The following is a 22,225-nucleotide window of genomic DNA, read 5'->3' as shown; positions in this document are numbered from 1 at the left end:
GGAAGCTTTTTTAAATTAGCACCAAACTATAGTATTGATTATTTTTTTATTTCAGTTGTATGTGAATATGATCATCATGTCTCACCGCTCTACATCCTTGATATCTTATTTTATTATTCCTTAAATTCATTCTTTGTTTTAAATGTGGTTCAATAAATAATTTCCCTAAATGCGGACTTTTTAAGACGTTTTCTATTAGAGATTTAGTTCCTTTTTCTGAGAAAATCAATTCATCATTGATTTTTCCTAAGGTCAAATACTTTGGATAGTCATACTGAAAATATCCATTTTTTAAGCATTTTTCTATTTGATTGTATTCATTTGATTTCGGATTTTCAAAAAGTCCGTAACCGCTTACCGATTTTTGTTCATTCGTAATCATACCGTTTTTGGTTTCATAAATCAGACTTAAATCAATTTTATTTCCGTCATTATGGCTCAGATGTGGCAGTAGTGGAAATTTAGTAATGAAAGGAAAATTAGCATCTAAATAATGAATTTCAATATTTGTTCCGTTTAGTCTTTTTTCTGTCTCACTTAATAATTTGTTTAGCTTGGGTCTTACGTAATTCCTATTTAATAAAACAGTCATATAATTTGTCGGTTTTATTTTCTCCGAATGTTTTACTTTTTCTCGACCAAAAATTGGTGCCATTAAGGGAACAATTAAAAGTGTTGAAAAAAGATATAGACTGATAAAAATTAGTAGCGTTTTAAACCTTAGATTTTTAGACCAGCTCCTAGAAATTAGTACACTCAATACATAAATAATTCCACCGATCTGGGTTACAGCAGTTAGAAAACAAAAAAGGATTAGTTGGAGTATTTTTTTTAGTAGAATTTTCAATTTTGAGTTCTTGTTTTAATGATGCGTCAGGTTTAGAATATGAGAATTGTGAAAGCAAGATTTTTTTTGTTATTCTTTAAGGGTATCGTAAAAGCTTTTTTACAGCTCGATTAGTAAGGTTGCTTTTGCTTAAACTTTTTGTAGTCAGAACAAAGCCCAAAATTTTGTTCACATGATAAATATAGAAAACAACGAGGAATTTTTCATTAAAGCATTTTACTCTGGTAAGAATACTATGGCGATTTTTATTTACAACCTCTTTTTAGTTTTTGAACCTAAATCCAAATTTAAACAGTTATAAAGGTACAAAGACACAATAATGAGCGCATTAGGTTATATTTGATATGTTCCTTTCAATTGCTTCCTAGACTAAATTTAATATTATGTTTTTATTAGAAAGATGGTTTCTTATCATGAGTAATTGAAGGGGGGAATTTTATATTAAATTTAATTGAAAGTAATTTCTTACTGTTAATTGCGTTAAAACTAAATATATCTCTAAAGGCCTGGCATGGTTCCAAAATATTTTTTCACCTTTTTCATTCTTTTTAGTTCCATCACCGGGGTACAATCACAACATACTGAGCCCCTTACTTTTAATCATATTGAAGAAGGGATGTCACAAAGTACGGCAACTAGTCTTTTGGAAGACAGCTTTGGATTTATCTGGATTGGTACGAGAAATGGTTTGAACAAATATGATGGAAAAGATTTTGAAATATTTAATAAAAGTTTAGATGGTATTACAGGTCTTAGTCATGAATATATCGTCTCATTATATGAGGATAATGAAAACTTATTAATTGGTTCTAACCATGGTTTAAGTGTCTATGATCGTAGCTTAAACCTTGTAACCCCTTATCCGTTCAAGGAGGAAGCAAAAAAGATTGAAAGCAAAAGGTTTGAATCCGTAACTAAAATAGCGGGAATGTTATGGTTAGGTACGGAATCGGACGGCCTTTATAGCTACCAACCAGAAACTGGAGAATTAAAACATTTTATACTTCCCTATGACCCACTAAAATTTGAAAATCGCAGGGTCAACAAAATTATTAAAGTAATAAACTTTGATGAGGAACGTATTTTGGTTGTTTCCACGTATAATATATTTGTGATTACGAAGGATATGAAAGTCCTTAGTGAGATTAAAGAAACAGCAGAAATTGTTACAGTCTTACAATTAGATGAAAATAATTTTTTGTTGGGTACCAGTAACGGAATGTTAATTGAATTGAATGTTAATGCTACTTCAGACCTACTTGTTAAAAAAATGGATATAAGTCCTGGTTTTAGCATACGCTCTTTAGCAAAGAATAACAATGATGAATTGTGGATAGGTACGGAGAATAACGGTTTGTATATCTATACAAAGACTTTAGAACGGATACGACACATAGAATACAGTGTGACTCAACCAAATTCTCTTTCGGGTAATTCCATTTGGTCGCTATTATGTACCAGAAATGGTGGGATGTGGATAGCTCCATATCAAAGTGGTCTTAACTTTTATGATTCGGAATTCTTTAAATTCAAACACATTAACTCAGATCCCTTTAATTCTCAATCTTTGAGTAATAAATTTGTCAATTCTTTTAGCGAAGATGCCAAAGGTAATTTATGGATTGCTACTGATGGTGGGGGTTTAAATTATTGGGATAGGACTTCAGATATATTTACACATTTTTCACTAAAAGAGAACACCTTTGGTAGTGACGTGGTCCTTTCATTACTGCAAACAAAAAAGGATGAACTATGGGTGGGTACATGGGCCAATGGTATTACTATTTTCAATACGGAAACTAAGGAGTTTAAAGAATTGAATATTCAGAATTCATTTTTAAAATCAAATATCATAGTAGACCTTTATAAGGATAAAAAAGGCCTTATCTGGGTAATTAATTATTTTGCAGGGGTGCAAATATTTAACCCAGAAACAAATACTCATGAAAATATTAGTCTTACTTCCGAATTGGATGGGAGCGAAATTAATTCGATGTATCAAATATTTGAAGATAACAAAGAACAAATTTGGATTGGCACACTAAATTCAGGTTTGTTTAAGTTGACTAAAAATGATGGTGCCTGGAAAAGTGTTCATTATCACAGTAAAAAGTCATTAAGCAATGATTTCATCAATTCCATTATCCAAGATAACGAAAATACCATTTGGGTAGGTACTCAAGGGGGACTTAACAAATATTTACCTGAAAGCGATACTTTTGAAGCGGTCACAGCCTTAGATGGACTTAAAAATGAAGCCATTAAAGGAATTATAACGGATGGTAATAAACAACTATGGTTAAGTACAGAAGACGGTATTATTAGGTATAATACGAGTACTGGAAAAACAATTGATTTTGATGTTGGCGATGGTTTGCAGTCTAAGGAATTTATAGCAAGTTCAACGTTGACAACAAGTAGAGGAGAGTATGTGTTTGGTGGTATAAACGGTTTCAATATATTTACTGCGGATGCCGTTAAAAAACGGAAAGATAAACTTACTTTGTTTATTTCAGGGCTTAAAATATTCAATAAGCCTGTTTTACCCAATGATGATTTTGGCGTTTTAAAAAAGGATATTAGTCAAGTAGATTCTCTCACCTTTAACTATGATCAATCTGTAATTAACATTGATTTCAAAGCCCTTACCTTTCGGCACCCAGAAAGTGTCAATTATGCTTTTTATTTAGACGGTTTTGAAAAAGACTGGAACTATGTGGGGAACAACCCTAGTGCAACGTATACGAACTTAAATCCTGGAGAATATACGCTAAGAATTAAATCGACGAATTCTGATGGAGTTTGGGTTAATAATGAATTAGATCTTCATATTACCATAACGCCTCCCTACTGGGAAACATGGTGGTTCCGGTCATTATTTGTAGCACTAATTTTCTTTTTATTCTATATCGCCCATTACATTAAATTAAGAACTATTAAAAAAAACCAACGGAGGCTAGAGTTGAAAGTAGCGGAGCGTACTAAAGAATTATTATATCAAAAAAACAAAAGTGTAGAAGCTGCAAAAGATTTGGAATTGAAAAATGAAGAAATTCAACGCTTTACGTTTGCGGTTTCCCATGATTTAAAAAGCCCATTAAACAATATAAAAGGAATTGCTGGCCTCATACCATTGGAACTTGTGATGGAAGAATTTCCGAATATAGAAGAGTATCTAGGATTGATAGATGTTTCCTGTAATAATATGAATGAATTAATTGAGGACATTACAGAAATTGCAAGGCTGGGTAAAATTGAGAATAAAAATGAGTTATTGAAAACGAACGAAATATTGAATTTATCAAGAGATCTTATTAAGGGGAAACTTAGTATGGAGAATATAGAACTCAATATTGCCGAAAACCTACCCGAAATTTTTGGCGATCGCAATAGAATCATCCAAATTTTTGGCAATTTCTTAGATAATGCAGTGAAATATATGGGAGACCAACCAACCCCAATAATCACGATTACATACGAGGTGAATGGCGATACAAATAGCTTTTTAATACGTGATAATGGATTGGGTATGGATGAGCGAGCTTTAAAAAAATTATTTACACCCTTTGAGCGTTTTCACGTGAATGTAAAAGGAACTGGCCTAGGGCTTTATATGGTAAAACAAATTGCAATTTCACATGGCGGAACCATAACAGCTACCTCAGAAGGCAAAGGAAAAGGCACCACTTTTAAGCTAATTTTACCGAAAGCTGAAATTGCAGCGCAAAAAGCGAAATAGCTACCATTCATTTTTAAGGGCAGCTATTGGAGTAACTTGAAATATAGCTGTTCATCAATCATTTTTTTTAGAACTTCATTGGCATAAATACTTTCTTTGGTATTATACTGCGGATGAATTGTCTTTTATATCGTAAGTTATCTGGTTGGGATTCTATTTTTTAAAATATAAACTAAATAAAAATTTGCGTAAATTTTAATAAGAATATTGGAAAGAGGAATAAAATTATTCAGAATTAAGAGAGGTTTCAATTTAAAAAAAGAACAAAAGGACTTTAACTTACCCTTTTAAATAGATTTAAAACCTTCATAAGAGGCTAATAAGCTTAATAACAATAAAACTTTTAGTAATTTTGTAAAAAATATATTTCAATTTCTTTTACAAGATATCAACAAAATAAAAATGAATACAGAAAAAAAAGTATGGTTTATTACTGGTGTATCATCAGGATTAGGTAAACAGTTAGCTAAAGAGGTATTAGCACAAGGACAAATTGTGGTAGGTACTTTTAGAAAACAAGCCCAAGTAGAGGCGTTTAACAATGAAAGCCCAGGGAATTCTTTTGGTGTACTTTTAGATGTTGCTTCTACACAAATGATTGTTGATGGTGTTAAAACTATTTTTGATAAATTCGGAAAAATTGATGTAGTTGTTAATAATGCTGGATATGGTATTATGGGAAGTGTCGAAGAAATTTCTGATGAAGAAGTTAGAAGACAATTTGAAGTAAACGTTTTTGGTGTTTTAACTACAATTAGAGAAGTATTGCCACAAATGCGTAAGCAGCGTTCTGGTCATATTATAAATATTACTTCAATTGCAGGACGTATAGGTTCTCAAGGTTTAGGAATTTACAATGGTTCTAAATTTGCTTTAGAAGGTATTGGTGAAGCTTTAGCAGCAGAACTAAAGCCATTAAACATTAAAGTAACGAACGTTGAGCCTGGACCATTTAGAACAGAATGGGCAGGAAGTTCAGCAGCTTATGATAATACAAAAATAGAAGATTACGAAAGTACTGTAGGAGAACGCATAAGAGGTTTACAAGCCTTAAATGGAAACCAACCAGGAAATCCAGAAAAAGCGGCAGCAGCTATTTATAAATTAGCACAATTAGAAGAAGCTCCAGTGCATTTACCTTTAGGTAAAATTGCTTATGAAGTTTTCGGAAAAGTAAATAATGGATTAATTGATGAATTAGCTAAGTTTGAAAACTTAGGTAAAGATTGTGATTTCGAATAGGTTATTTTAACCTTTTTTATAACTACTAAAAAACCGCCTCAATGGCGGTTTTTTTTATTTCCTTAAGCAATAGCGTATATTTAAAGAACGGCCTACCTTACTGTCGGCACGTGTACGAGAGATTTACTCTAAATGCGTAAAAAGTAGAGTAGGAGTTTCTACTTTAAGTTTTCTTTTAAAAAAAGGAGGTATTTTATCTAAAAAAATGTCCTAATACGAGCTTCAAAATTATTCAATTATTTGCTGAATTAAAAATTCGAAATGCTTTGAAATTAGTTTTTAATTGAAGGATTGTAAGATTGAATCTATAGGTTTTTTAGTGTGTTGATATGGGTATAGTTATAGCGTGTATGATGTGCTATTTTTGCAACTTCTATGGTGGATTTCCTGTATGGTCTGTGTTGATTGTAAGAGGTCTGATTAGTGTTTTATTTTTTCTCAGGCCAAATAGTTTCAAAACGCTCGCATACAATTAGCATCGTTTCGGTAGGTAGTTCTCCGCTTTCTTCCATAGCATTTGCAAAGAAATCCCAGTGGGCTTTCTTCCATTTATTTAGGGCATCAATTTCTGTTCCCATATCCATCTGAGCGTAGCTTGAAGAAACTTTATTAAAAGGAATTGTATCTACTTTTGTAGTTTCGATGATGGCCTGAGGAATGCCTTCAAAATTTGTGATAATAATTTTTGTTCCTACCTCAGGCAATGGGGCCTTAGCTTCTTCATACCACAAATAGAGTCCAGAACCTGCCTTCTTTTTTCCATCTAAAATGAGCTTAGCCAACCGGTCTGCATCTTCTTTATTATCATGAAAAAAATAGGATTCTGGTTGTTCTCCTTGAACCTCAGGATGTGCTTTTTTGAAACTAGTCCACATACTTTCAACAGAGTTCTCTGTATCCTGATGATTTTTTGTTTCGCTTTTGCAGCATATCAACGTTAAAAATAAGAAGATACTAGTGAGTCTCATGGTATAAAGGATATAGGTTAAAATGTACTTATACGCTAAAAATAAGGTATTATCTTATGATACGTATTGTAGTGTGTTTTTTAATCGCGTTTAAAACATAGATTTTTTTACTTCTGGTGCATCACTTGAAACCTGTGATTATTGATGTTTATTTAATAAGCCAAAATCAAAGGGAGTCCATAAACAAGATTTTATACCACTTTCTTTAAAGCCAACATTTACCCAACTATTACAGGTGTTAAAACAAGAATAGCTTCCGTTAGATTTGTAAAAATCATCTAAGGAAGAATAGCCTTCATTTTTCAATAGAATATTTGAACCATTGGTAGTTCTCGTAAAAGTTCGGTGTATATAGGTATTTAGTTTTTGTAATTCGGAGGCGCTAACTTTTACTTCAACCCATTCCGTCCGTACTGCGCTATAACGTGTTACATGAAGTAAGGTTGAACTTTTTAAAAATAAGGCTCTAAAGGCATTGGAAAAGGTTAAATCTCCCCAAGTAGGAGTGTTCACATAAAAATTTTCATCACCCCAACCAAAAGATAAATAGTGATCAGTATCTGTATACTTCAAATCTTTCAAGAGTAGTAGATCTAAATTTTCTTTGGGAATCACGATATCTAGATGAACACCGTTTGTACTTAAGTAGATAGATTTTTCTTCACTACTAATAGCTGCTTTTCTGTCTATCGTTATAGAAGCAAATAGTAAGGAAACAAGGAGGTAGCTTATTGGAATGAGTAGAAAATACAAGAACCACTTCAATGTTTTTTTTAAAATTTTCATAGAATAGAATACCTATTTACTTATTTAAAATAGACCTAGTTTTAGCACATTCCATAGGCGCCAAAACCATAGTTACTACTAATTAGGTCTAAAATAAGCTATATTTTTTAGACTTTTAGTGATACTCATTTATTCTTCTAAATAGTTGATTAAAGCCTTTATAAACGTATCAAATTTTATAAGTATAATAGTATAAATTTATAATAAAATATAATTGTATAGATTATAATAAGAATATATTTCTATCGTTTTAAGTCTATAATTATAAAAACTTAACAATGAGAAAATTTTTAGCATTACCATTATTAGTATTATTTATCGGATTTACATCTTGTTCAGATTCAGAAGATAACGATGAGCCTGTAGTGGAAGAAAATAACGAGATTTTATCTTATGCGGGAATTGAATTAAAACTAGATGATTCTGATACCGAAGATTATGGAATTGCATTTTCTACAGCAACTGGCGAAACGTATGCTTATGCTGAGATTAGCGCAGATAATATTGCGGATATTGATATAGTATCTGCAACCAATCAAGCATTTATTGCTTTTAATAGCCCAGATGCTGATGATGTTCTTAGCGAGATTGAAGGGGCAAAGTCTACTAAAATACAAGTGAGCAATGTTGCTATGACTGTAGCCGAATTTGATGCTATGGAAGATGATACCTTACTAAAAGATTTGACAGTTTCGGATGATAATGAAGCACAATCTATAACGTATAGAGAAGTGGTTCTTTTTGAAACTGCCGAAGGTAAGATTGGTGCATTTAAAATAAATATGCTTAATGCTCAAAGAATTTCAATTGACGTAAAAGTTATGAAATAGATTCCGTATTAAATTTGAGTCGTCCTAAAATAGGTTGACAGTTTTTAAATAATTAATATTAAACCAGAGAAGCTAGCTTCTCTGGTTTTTTGTTGTGTATAAAGTTAGGTGTTTTATATTTTAGACTCAAGTGTGGTCTTTTGTTATTATACGTTCTTATTGATTCTGCTACGAGCTTTTTCAACTCTTTGCCACTGTTACATTTATAGATTAAGAATTCCCCTTTCAATATGCCGTTCATTCGTTCTGCCAATGCATTTTGGTAGCAATCATACCCATCTGTCATTGATGCGGTCATATTACTTAGCTGTAGTTCTTTTTGGTATATGGCCGAGCAATACTGCAATCCTCTATCGGAATGATGAATTATATCTTTGTTCGTTAATCTATTGTTGTTCGCCATTTTTACTGCCTTTACCACATTCTCGGCACTCATATCGTCACTAAGATGATACCCCATTATTTTTCTACTATAGGCATCGGTCACCAAGGATAGATAATGTGTACGCTCCCTACTTTTAATGTATGTAATATCACTGACGAAGTATTCCTCTGGTCTAGAAACTTTGATTTCTTTCATCAGATTAGGATGTTTTCTAAGCCAATGGTTAGAGTTTGTTGTCTTGGTGTAATTCTTCCTTGGCTTTATAAGCATTGATTCTGAGCGTAAATATCCAAACAGGGCATCTCTTCCTATTTTTAATTTGTGCTTTGCGAATTCATCCTTTAACAAATAATACAACTTTCGTGTACCGAGCCTGGGCATATCCTTACGAAGACCTTCGACCAAGTTCTTTACTTTTACTAACTCTTGATCTCTTTTTATGATACGTTTTTCTGCTTGGTAGACAGCTTGTCTACTTATCCCAAACAATCGACAACAACGAGATAAACTTAATCGTTGTTCTTGTCGGATGCGCTGGATTGAATGGGCAAATGCTTTTTTCTAATAGCAGTACCATACTGTTTATCAGAGATGTCGATCATAGTGTTGAGAATTTTATTCCTCAATTTTTCATCGGAAAGCTCTCTCTCCAAGCGTTTGATTTTCTGTGCAGGTGTTTCTTTTGATTTTGGCATTTGACGGCGTATAGGTTTGCTCCAATCTAATGTACCATGTTTTCTCAGCCAAACCAAAACAGTACTTCTACCTTGAATACCATAAGCCTTCTGCGCCTGCTTATAAGTCATCTCGCCTTTTTCAACCTGATGGACAACACTTAATTTAAAGCCCAGATTATAATCGCGCTGGGTACGCTTGTTTACTGTAATAATTGTACGTTTCATGAATAAGTCGATTTTATGTCAACTTATTTCAGGACGAGACAATTGAATAAAAAAAGGCTATCTAGATCAGATAGCCTTTTTTGTATTTGAAACTGTCATTTTTAAAATGAGCGTTTGTAGTATTAATTTTTTTTTGGACTCGTGAAGTTTTTAGTGCTATGAGATATAATAATACTGTCTAATTTTTGAAAGCTTGTAGCAATTAAAAATATAAGGTGAAAAGATTACTGTGATGCTTACAATAGCGGTTGTGTTTAATATATTTGAGTCAGCGAACACATAGCCAAAGAATAAAGCCAATAGTACTGCATTGGCATAGCCTACAGGTTCCAGGTATTCAATTGTTTTTTTAGTATAAAAACCATTCTTGACCACCTGTTTTAATTTAATTAGGTATACAAAATAGGTGATACCCGTTAAAAACAACATAACGATAATTGCTTTAATGGAAAGTTCCTCCCAACGATCAAAAAGTCTTTCTCCCGCAGCAACTAGGGCTATAAGGAAAGAAGCAGCAGTTAGTAGCCTAGTACTAAAATAAAGTAGGAACCAATTTTTAGGCTTATAATTAAAACTTGAATAGTTGTAATAACTTAGAGAGCCATCAAGTAAATTGTTATAAAATGTAATAAGTAAATCATTGGTCAATTGTAACTCATATAAGCCCTCTTTATATTCTTTTTGTATCGAGTTTTGGTTAGAATCATTGTAGGCTGTCGTCCATTTTATTAAAGCATTATCATCAATATGTAAAAGTGAGTGGATTGCTTTTTTTTCAATTTCTTCGAACTCTGAATCTACTTTGAAATAAAACTGAAAATTGATATTTAGAAACGAATAAGATTCATCAAAGTCAAGACAAATAACCAAGTAGTCGTTTTCCAAGAAAACATTTAAGTCTTCTGATTTATTTAATTTTGCAGCCAGACGTTGATGAACTGAAAAATTATATTTTTCAATTACTTCTTTAAAGTATGTTTCAGTATCTTGAACTATTCTTTTTTGTGAGTAGGATATTATTCTCATATGATTTTTCTATGCCTTAATTATATCAAAACGCAAGTACGAATAATTCATTGCAGTGTAATGATTAGTTTATTTCATAGTGCTTACCAAAGCCAATAGTTATAAGCCGTATACGTCATTAATCCTTGCAATGTTAAATCCTTGATCTAAAATATCCTTTGCTTCATTACTATCTAAGTTAATTGCCGGATTGGTATGATTAAAATGAATAAAAATCACTTTATTTCTTTCCAAAGTATCCAATGCTTTAAAGCGCTCAAGACTCTCAATAATAAAAGGATGTGGGATTTGAGAAATATCACGATTGTCTATTTCTTTTCCGCTATAAAATGTAGCATCTAAAAAGGCATAATCGACTTTCTTAATTTCTGCGACAATACTTTTATCCCACTTATTCCATTTATCTATGTCTGGTATGAATAATGCGGTTTTATTAGGTCCTTGAATCTTATAGCCAACGGTTTCAGAATATTCATCTCGGTGGGGTACTAAAAAGGGAGTCACTGTTATATTTTGAGAAAGAGAAATAGATTGTTCATTTTCAATAGGAGTCAACGAAATGTTGTTATTTAAAACAAGCTGACTCCAAGGACCATTTGTTTCTAAATATTTCTTCATTCTAGGCATAGCAAATACAGCAACATTTTTTGCATTGGTAGCTTCTTTACCCAAATACATTAAGCCGGTATAATGACCAATATGCGCATGGGTTAAGAAAATTCCGTCTACCATCTCGTTTGTATTTAGAATATCATCTTTTACTAAGGCCTTCATTTGCCTTGTGATATCAGGAGTAGCTTCAAATAAATATTTTTCACCATGGTCATTATCAACCAAGCCCAATGCAACCACTTGTCCATTCTTGTCTGAATGGTCAAATAAATCTTTACAGCAGTCTTTTGTACAACCTATATGAGGAGAACCAGCATCTTGAATCGTTCCGAGGATCTTTAGGAAGGTATTTTCTTGAGATCTTGTTTCATCTGCTTCTGTAGTCAGTGTCTCTGTTGCCTCTGTTTTTTGAGGAGATTGCTGGTCTCCACAGGAACAGATTAAAAATAGAAGTAGAATTCTATAAGCGTATTTCATTTTTGATGGAATTATTGGCAATACTAGATCTTGTTATTCTTGTTTTATTTTTAATAAGACTGCTTTTCCATTTTCATTTTCTGGATTCAATTCAATGGATTTCTCGTACATTTTAATAGCTTCTGGTTTATTATTGGAAAGCAATAAAGCTTCGCCATAACTATCAAAAGCATTAAAACTATCAGGAAATAGCATAGTACTCAATTTAAAAACCTGTAAAGCTTTTTCTATTTCTTGGTTGTTTATAAATGTATATCCCCAATCATTCAAATCACTTTCTGAATGATTATTTTCTGTTTCTGTTTTTTTAGCGGCAATAGCTAACACAATGGCATTATCCAATGCTTTTTGTAACAGTACTTTTTTATCGTTCTCTTTTAACGTTTGTGCGTATGCTTTAATAATTGCATTAATGACTAGCCCCGGATTATCTAAATGTATATTGTGACCGCTTCCTTCAGCAATAAGTTGAACCCGATTGGGTTGCGCATCCACAAAATCCTTATGTGCGTTTTGTACGAGTGTCCAATAAAAGTCAGGAAACCCTCTATTAATTGGGGAAGTAATATCTATAACAGGTACGTTAGACGGAAAATCAATTGTACGTAATAGTTTAACGGTTTCAGGATAGGTTGTTCCAAGATAATAACTGCCCAGTGTCTCAGGGGTTTTAGGAGGAACTCCCTGTGCACCCATCATTTGAAGTACTTCATCAGTATAGTGTGCTACTAAATTGGCATCTATCCGTACGACATATTTTACGTCGTTCGGATGACGGGATGCGTAAAGCGTTGTATAAAATCCGCCATAGGAATGAGGAACTAAAATAAGGTCCTTGTTATAACCCAGCTTTGAAAGCCCTGTCTCCAGTTCTGTAATTCCGTTGAGTATACCAAAATCTGAATCATTTTTTAGCGATGGATTTACTTCACTTTTCCCAAATCCTGATCGGTCATATGTGATTAACGTTGTACCTGTAACCGTATGTATTTTCTCTAATAGGTGGTCCCATACAGTACCATCACTATCCGCTCCTGATTCAAAAAGAATTGGAGTCCCTTCTCCTTTTATTATTTTGAAATGCATATGGTAACCTCCAACATCTACGAGTGTATCTAAGGTTTGAGCATGCATGGAAAATGGTAAAAACAAAATAAGAAAGAATTTAAAATAGAAGTGTCTCATGGGTGTGGTCATTTAAATTATGTGAAAAAAGTTTAACTATCAGTGCTACATGAGGAAAAGGTTTACTCGTTTCCGCATACGGATGTTTTAAAAAAATAAATAGGTCACAAAAGTTATACCACACATAGTAAATATTCCGTTAATTTTTAAATAAACGGCCAAGCTTTATTACGATTAAGCTGGGGTGCATTCTATCGCTTGTTATATTGGAGCAAGCTATCTAAGGTTTTACGGATACTAGTGGGTGCTTATATTCATTTTTCAGGTAAACTGATGATAAACGCTGTGCCCTGCCCCAATGTGCTTTGTATTATGATAGATCCTTCTAGTTTTTCAACCAGTGTTTTAATTATTGCCAGACCTAATCCATGAGAACTTTCACCATCGGTTGGTTGTGCAGAGAGTTTTTGAAACATTTTAAAAGCTCTTTTTTTATCAGCTTCAGACATACCAGGACCGTAATCCTTGAATGAAATATGGACGAGACCATTGCTAGAATTCACAGATAAATCAATGGTACTACCTTTATCTGAAAATTTTATAGCGTTGGTCATCAGGTTATCAAAAATACGAGTTACCAGTTTATGGTCTGCATGAATTATCAGTTGTTTTTTATCAATAAATTTTCTTAGTTTTTGATCTTTTTTATCTAATCTAGTGATATAGCTTTTTTCCCATTCGTCAATAAATTCAGAAAGCTCTATATCTGCTAATTCAATTGTTTTTTCAGGGTGATTAACGTTACTCATAAACAGCAAATCTGTTATTAAACTATTGCCACTGTTTACAGACTTATTAATGTATTTTAGATATGTTTTTTGCTCTTCATCTAAATTTTCATTACTCTCTAGTAATTGGGTAAGTCCATGAATATTGTTCAGAGGACTCCGGAGATCATGGGCCATAATCCCGATGATTCCATCTTTTTCTCTATCTAGTTCTTCTAGCTTTTTGTTGTTACGTACTAATTCTTTAGTTTGCTTGGTCACCTCCTTTTGAAGGATGGTTTTTGTTCTCTTTAACCTTTTAATCCGTAAATAATAGAAGGAAAAAAGCGATCCTATAATGAGTAAAAGACTAAGTATTCTAAACCATAGTGTTTTATACCAAGGTGGACTAATAGTAATGGTTAGTGAAGTCTCTTGTTCATTCCAGACCCCTTCGTTGTTAGATCCTTTTATCTTCAAAACATATGTTTTTGGATCTAGGTTGGTAAAAGTCAAATCATGCTTACTACCATATTCAATCCATTGATCGTTAAATCCTTCTAGTTTGTATTTGTATTTATTGAACTGTGAATTGGTGAATTCTAGTGCTGAAAATTCAAAGGTGATATTATTTTGGCTATAGGATAAATCCATGCTTTTTAATTCGGAAATGCTTTGATCAAAAGACATAGATTCATTATTGATCTTAATCTCTGTAAAAACAACATTCGGAATGTATGGATTACTTTTTATATCACTAGGATTGAAAATGGTAAATCCAGCGGTACCTCCAACAATTAGGTTTCCATCTAATCCTAGCGTATGCCCCCCCATATCTAAGATGTTATTTCCAGGAATCGTAATATTTTTGAATTGTATCTTTTGAGGGTCTGTTTTTGATAACCCGTTGGGAGTGGTCAGCCATACATTTCCATCACTACCAGGGAGAATACCAAAGATAATATTGCTAGGTAGGCCATTTTCGGTGCTGTAGTTCTTAAATTTTTTAGTTTCTGGATTAAAAAGCGCTAAACCACTTCTAGTTCCAATCCATAATTTATTGTTCTCGTCCCGGTACAGAGAACGAATTTTGTTTCCAATAATACAGTTTGTACACCCCTCTTCATATTCATAGGATTCTAATGTAAGAGTATTCATATTTAACAAAAGTAATCCACTGTCACTTCCAATCCATAACTCGGATTCAGAGGCTTTTAGCATGCATTTTACATCTAAGTTAAATAAGAAGGTACTGGGCTCACCATTGGCATAGATACGTTTAAGTTCCCTGTTAATAGTATTGTAGGTGATCAGGCCAGCTCCGACAGTTCCAATGATTAGTTGCCCTTCCTTAATCTCATAAATGCTTTGAATATGTCCTATTTTAGATGCCAAAGGGCTATCTGCAAAACCCAATGCTAAGCTAAATTTATCTTGCTTTCGATCGTATGTATAGAGTCCGCCACTTTGTGTACCCACCCATATGTCGTTGTTTTGAGAACGATAAATAGCACGAATTTTCGTAGTATTTACATCAGCTCTGTAATTAAAATCATTTATATAATTTCTAAACCGCTTAGATTCAGGATTAAATCTGCTGAGTCCATTGTTGGTTCCTATCCATATGGTGCCGTCTAGATCCTGCAACATTGCTCGGACGTTATTGTTCACCAACGAATTACTATTATCATCATCTTTTTCCCAATGATGAAAGTTCAAATTTTTTAAATTGAATTTGTTCAAGCCGTTACCTGTGGTGGCCATCCAAATATTTCTAGATTTGTCTACGAGCACATCTTCTACTGAATTACTGCCAATTTTATACGGAGAGTTGCCATCTGCCTTATAAATGGTTATCTCGTGGGTCTTTAAATTATAATTTATTAAACCATTGCCATTTGAACACAACCAAATGCTCCCGTTCTGATCATTATAAATTTTCCAGATACAGATATCGCTAGCAGCACTTTTATGTTTGCCATCTAATGACACCGGGGAAAAGGGGCTAGTTCGAGTATTTAATATAGCTAATCCATTATCGGTACCCACCCATAACATCCCTTTTGAAAAATACAAATCGTTTATAAATTTTGAAGGAAGAATATTTTCATCAGAATCATTTAAATGAGGCCGAGTGAATTTACCAGTTGAGGGAGTAAAGTAATACAGTCCTTGAAATTCATCTCCGATCCAAAGGTTGCCTTTCTCATCCTCTGTTATTGCTTTCAAAGAAAATTCACAATGTTGACATTTATTGGGTTGGATCCAATGTTGAAAGCTTAGCTTGTCACGATCCAGCAAATTCAAACCATTTTTTGTTCCTAACCACAATCTTGACTGGCTATCTTCGTATATGCGATGTACTATGTTGCTGCTGATAGACGTTGAATCGTTTTTTTTATGAGTGAATCTCGTGATAACGTCTGTAGCTGTATTATAATGATTAAGCCCGCCACCTTCTGTGCCAATCCATATATTACCTTCTTTATCTTCTAGGAGACTAGTTACCCAATTTTCTGAGATTGTATTACTATTGTTTGGGTCATACTTAAATATTTTAGATTGATACCCATCGTAGCGGTTTAAACCGTTGTTGGAGCCAATCCAAATAAACCCCTTAGAGTCTTCAATAACACAAGTAGGATAATTGGATGAAAGTCCATTTTCAATTCCAATTTTTTCTAAAAATTGATTTTTAGACTGCGCATTAAGGTTCAGTGCCAGAAGTATAAAAAATACTGTGGCAAAGAATATATTGGAGGGGGGGTGCTGCATTTGTCAGTTAGTTTTTTTGGTAGAAGAATCATTAAATACCATCAAAAAGAAAACGTAAAGTTGTTCTTTTTAAGAAATGTATTGTATCAATCATCCTTATCCATTTCTAAAGATATAAAAAGTGTACCTAATTTTATAGTTTTATTAACATCTAAAGTTTAGACCTCTTTCTTTATGTAAGAAATAAAATTTGGTTTTTCAAACAAAAGAGATGTCAAGCAATTTTTAATATGGTGTAAAATAGTGAAAACAATTACAGCATATATCTCTAAGTTTAGTCCGTAAATTAAAGCTATAGTTTTAAAGTTAAATTTTATTTCTGAGGAGAAATGAGAGAATGTTAAAAGTACTTAAAAACCGTTCAGGATACTTTTTGGAAAAATAATAGTTCTAATGCTCTTGCCTCTTGAAAGGTATTTTTCTTAGCTGCTTAATGCTGGTTTACACCAACTCTCTTGGGCATTAGGATAGCTGAAATTCTAATTTTTGATGTATCACCACCATAAAAAATCAGAATGAGATGACATTAATTATGTTATTTTTTTTTTAAAATAGCGATTGAGTTAATACACCTATCATGAATCTTATATTTTCATAAAAACTTTAATCATGAAGAAAACTACTACCTTATTATTTATTACGATTGCAACGGTATTCTTTAGCTGTAAATCTAAAGAGAAAAATAAAATAGAAGTATCTGAAGATGTGAAAGCGATGATTTCTCAACAACCAGCAGATACAGTACAAACTGCGATTGGCGCACTGGTTTTACCAAAACCATATGCTACAGAATCTGTAAGCAAACAAAATAAGCTTGTAGATTGGCCCGCGGGTAAGATGCCAATCGCTCCAGAAGGATTTGAAGTCACAAAATTTGCAGACGGATTCCAAAATCCGCGTTGGACCTATATTGGCACAAACGGCGATATATTTGTGTGTGAGGCCAATACAAAAAATAGTGCAGGTAAGATCACTTTGTTAAGAGATGCCAATAACGATGGTACGATTGAAATGCGAGAAACTTTTCTTGAAGAATTGAAACAACCTTTGGGGATGTTAATTATCAAGGATAATTTTTACGTAGCAAATACAGATGGTCTGTATCGATATCCTTACAAAGCCGGACAAACGAAATTGAATCCTTCTGAGGGAAAAAAAATTGTAGCGCTTCCTGCAGGGGGGTATAATAATCATTGGACGCGAAATATTATCACGAATAAAACTGAAGATAAAATTTATATTTCTGTGGGTTCGGCAAGTAATGTGGCAGAATATGGTATGGAAGAAGAGGTTCGTCGTGCTAATATCTTAGAAGTAGATATAGATGGAGGAAACGAAATAATATATGCTAGTGGATTAAGAAACCCAGTTGGAATGGACTGGAATCCAGTAAATGGTGCGCTATGGACTGCTGTGAATGAGCGTGATAAAATTGGAGATAATTTGGTGCCAGATTATGTTACTAGTGTAAAAAAAGGAGGCTTTTATGGTTGGCCTTATGCATATTATGGAGCCATTCCTGATCCTAGGCTAAAAGGAAAAGCACCAGATTTAGTGGCAAAAACTATTGTTCCAGATGTGTCTGTAGGGCCACATACCGCTTCTTTAGGGTTAACGTTTTATGATCAAGATAGTTTTCCAGAAAAATATAAGAATGGCGTATTTGTAGGGCAACATGGTTCTTGGAACCGCTCGGAGCTTTCAGGATATCGGGTGGTATTTATTCCTTTTGAAGATGGCAAGCCCATGTCTGCACCAGAAGATTTTCTTACCGGATTTATTTCAGAAAACAATGATACCGAAGTATATGGAAGACCCGTTTGCGTTACAGTTATGCCTACAGGAGATTTATTAGTAAATGATGATTCGGGTAATACCATCTGGAAAGTAAGTTATATCAAATAGTTCCTAACAACCAAGCTTAGAACAACATGAAATTTTTATCGTTAAACTTATTAATGGTGGGTATTCTTTTATGCACCACAACAACTAAAACATATGCTCAAAATGTTAGTGGTCGCGTCATTGACGAAACACATACTCCAATTCTAGATGTTGCTATTTTATGGAAGAATAAAGTTATTTCCAAGACAAATGCAGCAGGTGTTTTTACAATAGCGGAAACGTATCAGCTCCCTTTAAAAATTAAGCTCCAACATCCAGGTTATTACAGTAAAGAATTTGTAATATCTAAAAACAGCAATGTATTTCAGCTGTCTGCTTTAGAAAATACACAAGCTCTTGAGGAAGTGATTATATTATCTACCTATCAAAAGCAAAGTAAGATTATCATTCCAACCGCTAAGACCACAGCAATTAAATTGGATCAATACAGTCCTATTGATTTAGTCTCTGCTATAAATGAGACACCTGGGGTTTATATACAAAGCGGTGCCCTGAATACAAATAGAATTGTGATCCGTGGGGTAGGATCCCGTACGTTATATGGGACGAATAAAGTTAGAGCTTATTATAATGGTATTCCCATCACGAATGGTGCTGGATCTACCGCTATTGATGCTTTCAATGCTGAAGATATTTCAGATATAGAAGTAGTAAAAGGCCCAAAAGCTACCCAATACGGAACTAATCTAGGGGGCACATTATTGCTGAATTCAAAGCAAGCCTCAGCAGGTGAAACCTATTTAAAAAGCACTAATACAGTAGGAAGTTTTGGCTTGATAAAAAATAGCGTTTCTATCGCTACAGCAGCTAATAAATCAACATTCAATCTAAATTATGATCATATGCAGTTTGATGGTTTTCGAGACAATAGTACGTATGAGCGGAGTACTGTTTTTTTAAATTCTAGCTACTCTTTTGATAAAAAAAACAAAATTGGAGTATTGTTTAATTATACCGATTATAACGCGCAAATTCCGAGTTCTATTAGTAAAACAGCTTTTGAAGAAGACCCTACCCAAGCGGCATTTACTTGGGGCACTGCTCAAGGTTATGAGGATAATAAGCAAGTGCTCGCAGGGCTACATTATACACATCTATTTTCTGAAAATTTCAGTAATACAACGGCTATTTTTTATAATTATTTAGATCATTATGAACCACGTCCATTTAATATTTTAGACGAATTCACTGATAGTTACGGGATGCGAACACTCTTTGCAAAGGATTTTTTGTTTTTGGAAAATAAAGCAAATTTAAGTTTCGGAGGAGAATTTTATAGGGATAAATACCATTGGAAAACTAAAGAAAATTTATACGAGGGTACTAATGGGAGTGGTAGTTTAGAAGGTTCACTGCTAAGTGACAATATGGAAAACCGAAATAACTTAAATGTTTTTGCCACAATAACGCTACCTATTACTGAAAAATTAAAAGCGCAATTAGGTGTAAATATTAATAAGACCAATTATGATTTTACAGATGTATTTAATACTGGAGCGGATAATAAGGATGCCAATCGTAATTTTGATCCTATTTTTGCTCCCAATCTAAATGTATTATATCAATTAAATTCAAATACAAACGCTTATGTTAATGTAAGCCGAGGATTTAATTACCCGTCTATTGAAGAAACATTAACTCCAGAAGGTATTATTAATCCCGATCTTGGTCCCGAAACAGGTTTTAATTATGAAATAGGCAGTGAAGTCTATGTATTTAATCGTGCATTGCACCTGCAACTATCAGCTTATTTACTTGATATAAATAATTTATTGGTGGCTGAGCGAGTAGGTGATGATCAGTATATAGGCAGGAATGCAGGAAAAACAGAACATAAGGGACTCGAACTTTCCATGTCATACACGCATACCTTTATAAATGGCTTAATTGTCTCTCCATATATTAATGCTGAAATCACACAGCATAGATTTATTGATTTTGTAGATAGAACAGCTAATTATTCAGGTAACGAACTAACAGGAGTACCTAATAAAAAAGTAAACGGAGGAATACGTTTTGGACTTAAAAATATTAGTCTGAATGCCAATGTACTTCATATAGGAGATATGCCTCTTAATGATGAAAATACATTGTACTCTGAAGCGTATACTATTTTTAATGCTAAGTTGTCCTATAAAAATAATATTACAGATCATCTTACCATTGGAGTTAATGCAGGTGTAAATAATTTTACGGATGAAGCCTATGCTTCATCCATTCTTATAAATGCCGTAGGGTTTGGTGGTGCAGAACCTCGTTATTATTACCCTGGAATGCCGAGAAACTGGTTTGGAGGAGTAAAGATTGAATATACACTATAAACAAAGTACTAGTAGCGCTGTAGTCAGTTAAAATTTTGAGAAAGAAAAACAGTGAATGCTGATACCTTAATGGTTTATAATCACCTCCGTGTATATTCTAATCATGGAGGTGATTACACTATTCTAGATGATTTTTTTTAGGATCTAAATTGTTTATTAAAAATCGACCATTTTTAAAAAATCGAATAAAAGAAATTTGCATTTTCGCTATTACAATTCGCTAGTTTATATCGTAAATCCTCTTTATCCCAAACGGAACAAAACAGATAAACACCATCTGTTTTTGTTATATCCTGTATTTTTAAGACATAAGAGTCTTTTTTGGTTGGAACCAATTTTTTTCAGGTCTAACCCCACTTTGAGAAGTAAAATAATATTGTTTTGAGATCACATTAAAAAACCCGCAACTAGTTAATGTAAGGATTACAATTCGTACTCCTACTGTTTTTATTAAAGTTAGGGCTGATTTATTCAATTGAAAATGTTTTTGAAACTATTTTATAATGTTTTACTGTTTGATTAATTCTCTACTCACATAGCTACTTTAGTAATTATAAAATAGACAAAAAACTTCTTAGAATTTTCAGGAGTAGATGTGTACTAGCCTCTAAGTTTAGCTGTTTCTAATTAAGTTTGTGTATAAATTAAATACGATTTTAAGTAGTATATTTATGGAAAATATACACTATCAAATTATGAAAAGCTTTTTAACGGTCTTCTTTACTCTAGTCTGTCACTTATTATTTTCGCAAGTTAAAGATACTATAACGACTACGTCTGGGCTGAAATATTTTTTGACACAAAAGGGAGAAGGACGGGCTATTGATTCAGGCGCTATAGCAATTCAACATTATACTCTTTGGCTATCTAATGGAGAAAAACTAGACTCTTCTAGAGATAGGGAAGGAACTTTTGCTAGTGAATATCCCTCAAAAAATTTAATAAAAGGTTATAATGAAGCACTCTCGATATTGAAAGTAGGAGATAGAGGAATTTTTATTATGCCCTATTATTTGGCTTATGGCGAAAAAGGGGGTACTGGTATTCCAGCTAAAGAAACGTTAATGTTTGATATTGAAATTTTGGCTACTAAAAAAGAATCTTTAGAAAAAGAAATGAATAAGATACTCTATCATAATTATGAAAAAGATAGTATTCCTAAAATTCAACAAACTGTTAAAAGGTTTCAAGCATTAAAAGAAGAAGGATTTAAAGACACGTGGATGAATGAATATGCTATGAATAGTGTTGGGTATGGTTTAATGAGAAAGGGTCATTTTTCTGAAGCTTTGCAGGTGTTATTATTGAATTCAGAGCAATATCCAACTTCTTCGAATGTCTATGATAGTTTGGGCGAAACTTATATGAAATTGGGTAAGGAAGAATTAGCAATCTTGAACTACAAAAAATCTCTTGACTTAAATTCGGAAAATAAAAATGCTGTTGAGATGCTGAAAAAGCTAACTAAAGAATAGGCGGTTTATTCGGGTTTGAAGATTAAAATCTGTTTTTTTAATT

General features: G+C 33.1%; 14 protein-coding genes. 6 read left to right on the top strand and 8 right to left on the bottom strand.

What is annotated here, in order from left to right; all coding sequences use genetic code 11:
* Positions 1–46: 46 nt before the first annotated feature.
* Positions 47–655, bottom strand: coding sequence for a hypothetical protein (locus GQR94_RS01225; RefSeq protein ID WP_233268592.1), 609 nt, complete (start codon positions 653–655; stop codon positions 47–49).
* A 703-nt stretch (positions 656–1,358) separates the two neighbouring features.
* Here GQR94_RS01225 and GQR94_RS01220 point away from each other — a divergent pair.
* Entirely contained in the window at positions 1,359–4,586 is a 3,228-nt protein-coding gene (locus tag GQR94_RS01220) for a two-component regulator propeller domain-containing protein (RefSeq protein WP_158973626.1), read from the top strand.
* A 402-nt stretch (positions 4,587–4,988) separates the two neighbouring features.
* Complete coding sequence (locus GQR94_RS01215) at positions 4,989–5,828, top strand: oxidoreductase (protein ID WP_158973625.1); 840 nt, start codon at positions 4,989–4,991, stop codon at positions 5,826–5,828.
* A gap of 428 nt (positions 5,829–6,256) precedes the next feature.
* Here the strand turns inward: GQR94_RS01215 and GQR94_RS01210 are convergent, their stop codons facing one another.
* Both GQR94_RS01210 and GQR94_RS01205 read right to left on the bottom strand, forming a co-directional pair.
* The gene (locus GQR94_RS01210) at positions 6,257–6,703 is read right to left on the bottom strand and encodes an ASCH domain-containing protein (protein ID WP_233268589.1); all 447 of its coding nucleotides are present in this window, start codon (positions 6,701–6,703) and stop codon (positions 6,257–6,259) included.
* A gap of 231 nt (positions 6,704–6,934) precedes the next feature.
* On the bottom strand, positions 6,935–7,582 hold the full coding sequence (locus GQR94_RS01205; protein ID WP_158973623.1) for a DUF2459 domain-containing protein: 648 nt from the start codon (positions 7,580–7,582) through the stop codon (positions 6,935–6,937).
* Between the two features lie 278 nt (positions 7,583–7,860).
* Between GQR94_RS01205 and GQR94_RS01200 the strand changes: the two genes are divergently transcribed.
* Entirely contained in the window at positions 7,861–8,412 is a 552-nt protein-coding gene (locus GQR94_RS01200; protein WP_158973622.1) for a hypothetical protein, read from the top strand.
* 58 nt (positions 8,413–8,470) lie between these two features.
* Here the strand turns inward: GQR94_RS01200 and GQR94_RS01195 are convergent.
* The 5 genes from GQR94_RS01195 to GQR94_RS01175 all read right to left on the bottom strand — a co-directional run bounded on the left by GQR94_RS01195 (position 8,471) and on the right by GQR94_RS01175 (position 16,481).
* Positions 8,471–9,699 (bottom strand): IS3 family transposase gene (locus GQR94_RS01195; RefSeq protein ID WP_370458250.1). Its coding sequence is split into 2 segments (ribosomal slippage): positions 8,471–9,345 and positions 9,345–9,699, totalling 1,230 coding nucleotides; the frame shifts between segments, so codons are not numbered across the junction.
* 156 nt (positions 9,700–9,855) lie between these two features.
* Positions 9,856–10,725: a hypothetical protein gene (locus tag GQR94_RS01190; protein WP_158973620.1), complete on the bottom strand. Its 870-nt coding sequence runs from the start codon at positions 10,723–10,725 to the stop codon at positions 9,856–9,858.
* Between the two features lie 99 nt (positions 10,726–10,824).
* Positions 10,825–11,814 (bottom strand): MBL fold metallo-hydrolase, encoded by a 990-nt coding sequence (locus GQR94_RS01185; RefSeq protein ID WP_158973619.1) that lies wholly within the window; start codon positions 11,812–11,814, stop codon positions 10,825–10,827.
* Between the two features lie 33 nt (positions 11,815–11,847).
* Positions 11,848–12,999, bottom strand: a complete 1,152-nt coding sequence (locus GQR94_RS01180; protein ID WP_158973618.1) for an alpha/beta fold hydrolase — start codon at positions 12,997–12,999, stop codon at positions 11,848–11,850.
* A gap of 254 nt (positions 13,000–13,253) precedes the next feature.
* Entirely contained in the window at positions 13,254–16,481 is a 3,228-nt protein-coding gene (locus tag GQR94_RS01175; RefSeq protein WP_158973617.1) for a sensor histidine kinase, read from the bottom strand.
* 609 nt (positions 16,482–17,090) lie between these two features.
* Here GQR94_RS01175 and GQR94_RS01170 point away from each other — a divergent pair.
* The 3 genes from GQR94_RS01170 (at position 17,091) to GQR94_RS01160 (ending at position 22,182) form a co-directional block, all read left to right on the top strand.
* Complete coding sequence (locus tag GQR94_RS01170) at positions 17,091–18,386, top strand: sorbosone dehydrogenase family protein (RefSeq protein ID WP_158973616.1); 1,296 nt, start codon at positions 17,091–17,093, stop codon at positions 18,384–18,386.
* A 26-nt stretch (positions 18,387–18,412) separates the two neighbouring features.
* Positions 18,413–20,707 (top strand): TonB-dependent receptor domain-containing protein, encoded by a 2,295-nt coding sequence (locus GQR94_RS01165; protein WP_158973615.1) that lies wholly within the window; start codon positions 18,413–18,415, stop codon positions 20,705–20,707.
* Between the two features lie 671 nt (positions 20,708–21,378).
* The gene (locus GQR94_RS01160) at positions 21,379–22,182 is read left to right on the top strand and encodes an FKBP-type peptidyl-prolyl cis-trans isomerase (RefSeq protein WP_158973614.1); all 804 of its coding nucleotides are present in this window, start codon (positions 21,379–21,381) and stop codon (positions 22,180–22,182) included.
* Positions 22,183–22,225 lie beyond the last annotated feature (43 nt).

Source organism: Cellulophaga sp. L1A9 (genome assembly GCF_009797025.1).
Lineage (GTDB): Bacteria > Bacteroidota > Bacteroidia > Flavobacteriales > Flavobacteriaceae > Cellulophaga.
Note: the sequence above shows the minus strand (reverse complement) of the source record. Positions and strands in the feature narration are given on the sequence as shown.

Bases quoted from the DNA above. Each gene is read 5' to 3' on its own strand.
- GQR94_RS01225 (WP_233268592.1), bottom strand. From the start codon at position 655: ATGGCACCAATTTTTGGTCGAGAAAAAGTAAAACATTCGGAGAAAATA.
- GQR94_RS01220 (WP_158973626.1), top strand. From the start codon at position 1,359: ATGGTTCCAAAATATTTTTTCACCTTTTTCATTCTTTTTAGTTCCATC.
- GQR94_RS01215 (WP_158973625.1), top strand. From the start codon at position 4,989: ATGAATACAGAAAAAAAAGTATGGTTTATTACTGGTGTATCATCAGGA.
- GQR94_RS01210 (WP_233268589.1), bottom strand. From the start codon at position 6,703: ATGTGGACTAGTTTCAAAAAAGCACATCCTGAGGTTCAAGGAGAACAA.
- GQR94_RS01205 (WP_158973623.1), bottom strand. From the start codon at position 7,582: ATGAAAATTTTAAAAAAAACATTGAAGTGGTTCTTGTATTTTCTACTC.
- GQR94_RS01200 (WP_158973622.1), top strand. From the start codon at position 7,861: ATGAGAAAATTTTTAGCATTACCATTATTAGTATTATTTATCGGATTT.
- GQR94_RS01190 (WP_158973620.1), bottom strand. From the start codon at position 10,725: ATGAGAATAATATCCTACTCACAAAAAAGAATAGTTCAAGATACTGAA.
- GQR94_RS01185 (WP_158973619.1), bottom strand. From the start codon at position 11,814: ATGAAATACGCTTATAGAATTCTACTTCTATTTTTAATCTGTTCCTGT.
- GQR94_RS01180 (WP_158973618.1), bottom strand. From the start codon at position 12,999: ATGAGACACTTCTATTTTAAATTCTTTCTTATTTTGTTTTTACCATTT.
- GQR94_RS01175 (WP_158973617.1), bottom strand. From the start codon at position 16,481: ATGCAGCACCCCCCCTCCAATATATTCTTTGCCACAGTATTTTTTATA.
- GQR94_RS01170 (WP_158973616.1), top strand. From the start codon at position 17,091: ATGAAGAAAACTACTACCTTATTATTTATTACGATTGCAACGGTATTC.
- GQR94_RS01165 (WP_158973615.1), top strand. From the start codon at position 18,413: ATGAAATTTTTATCGTTAAACTTATTAATGGTGGGTATTCTTTTATGC.
- GQR94_RS01160 (WP_158973614.1), top strand. From the start codon at position 21,379: ATGGAAAATATACACTATCAAATTATGAAAAGCTTTTTAACGGTCTTC.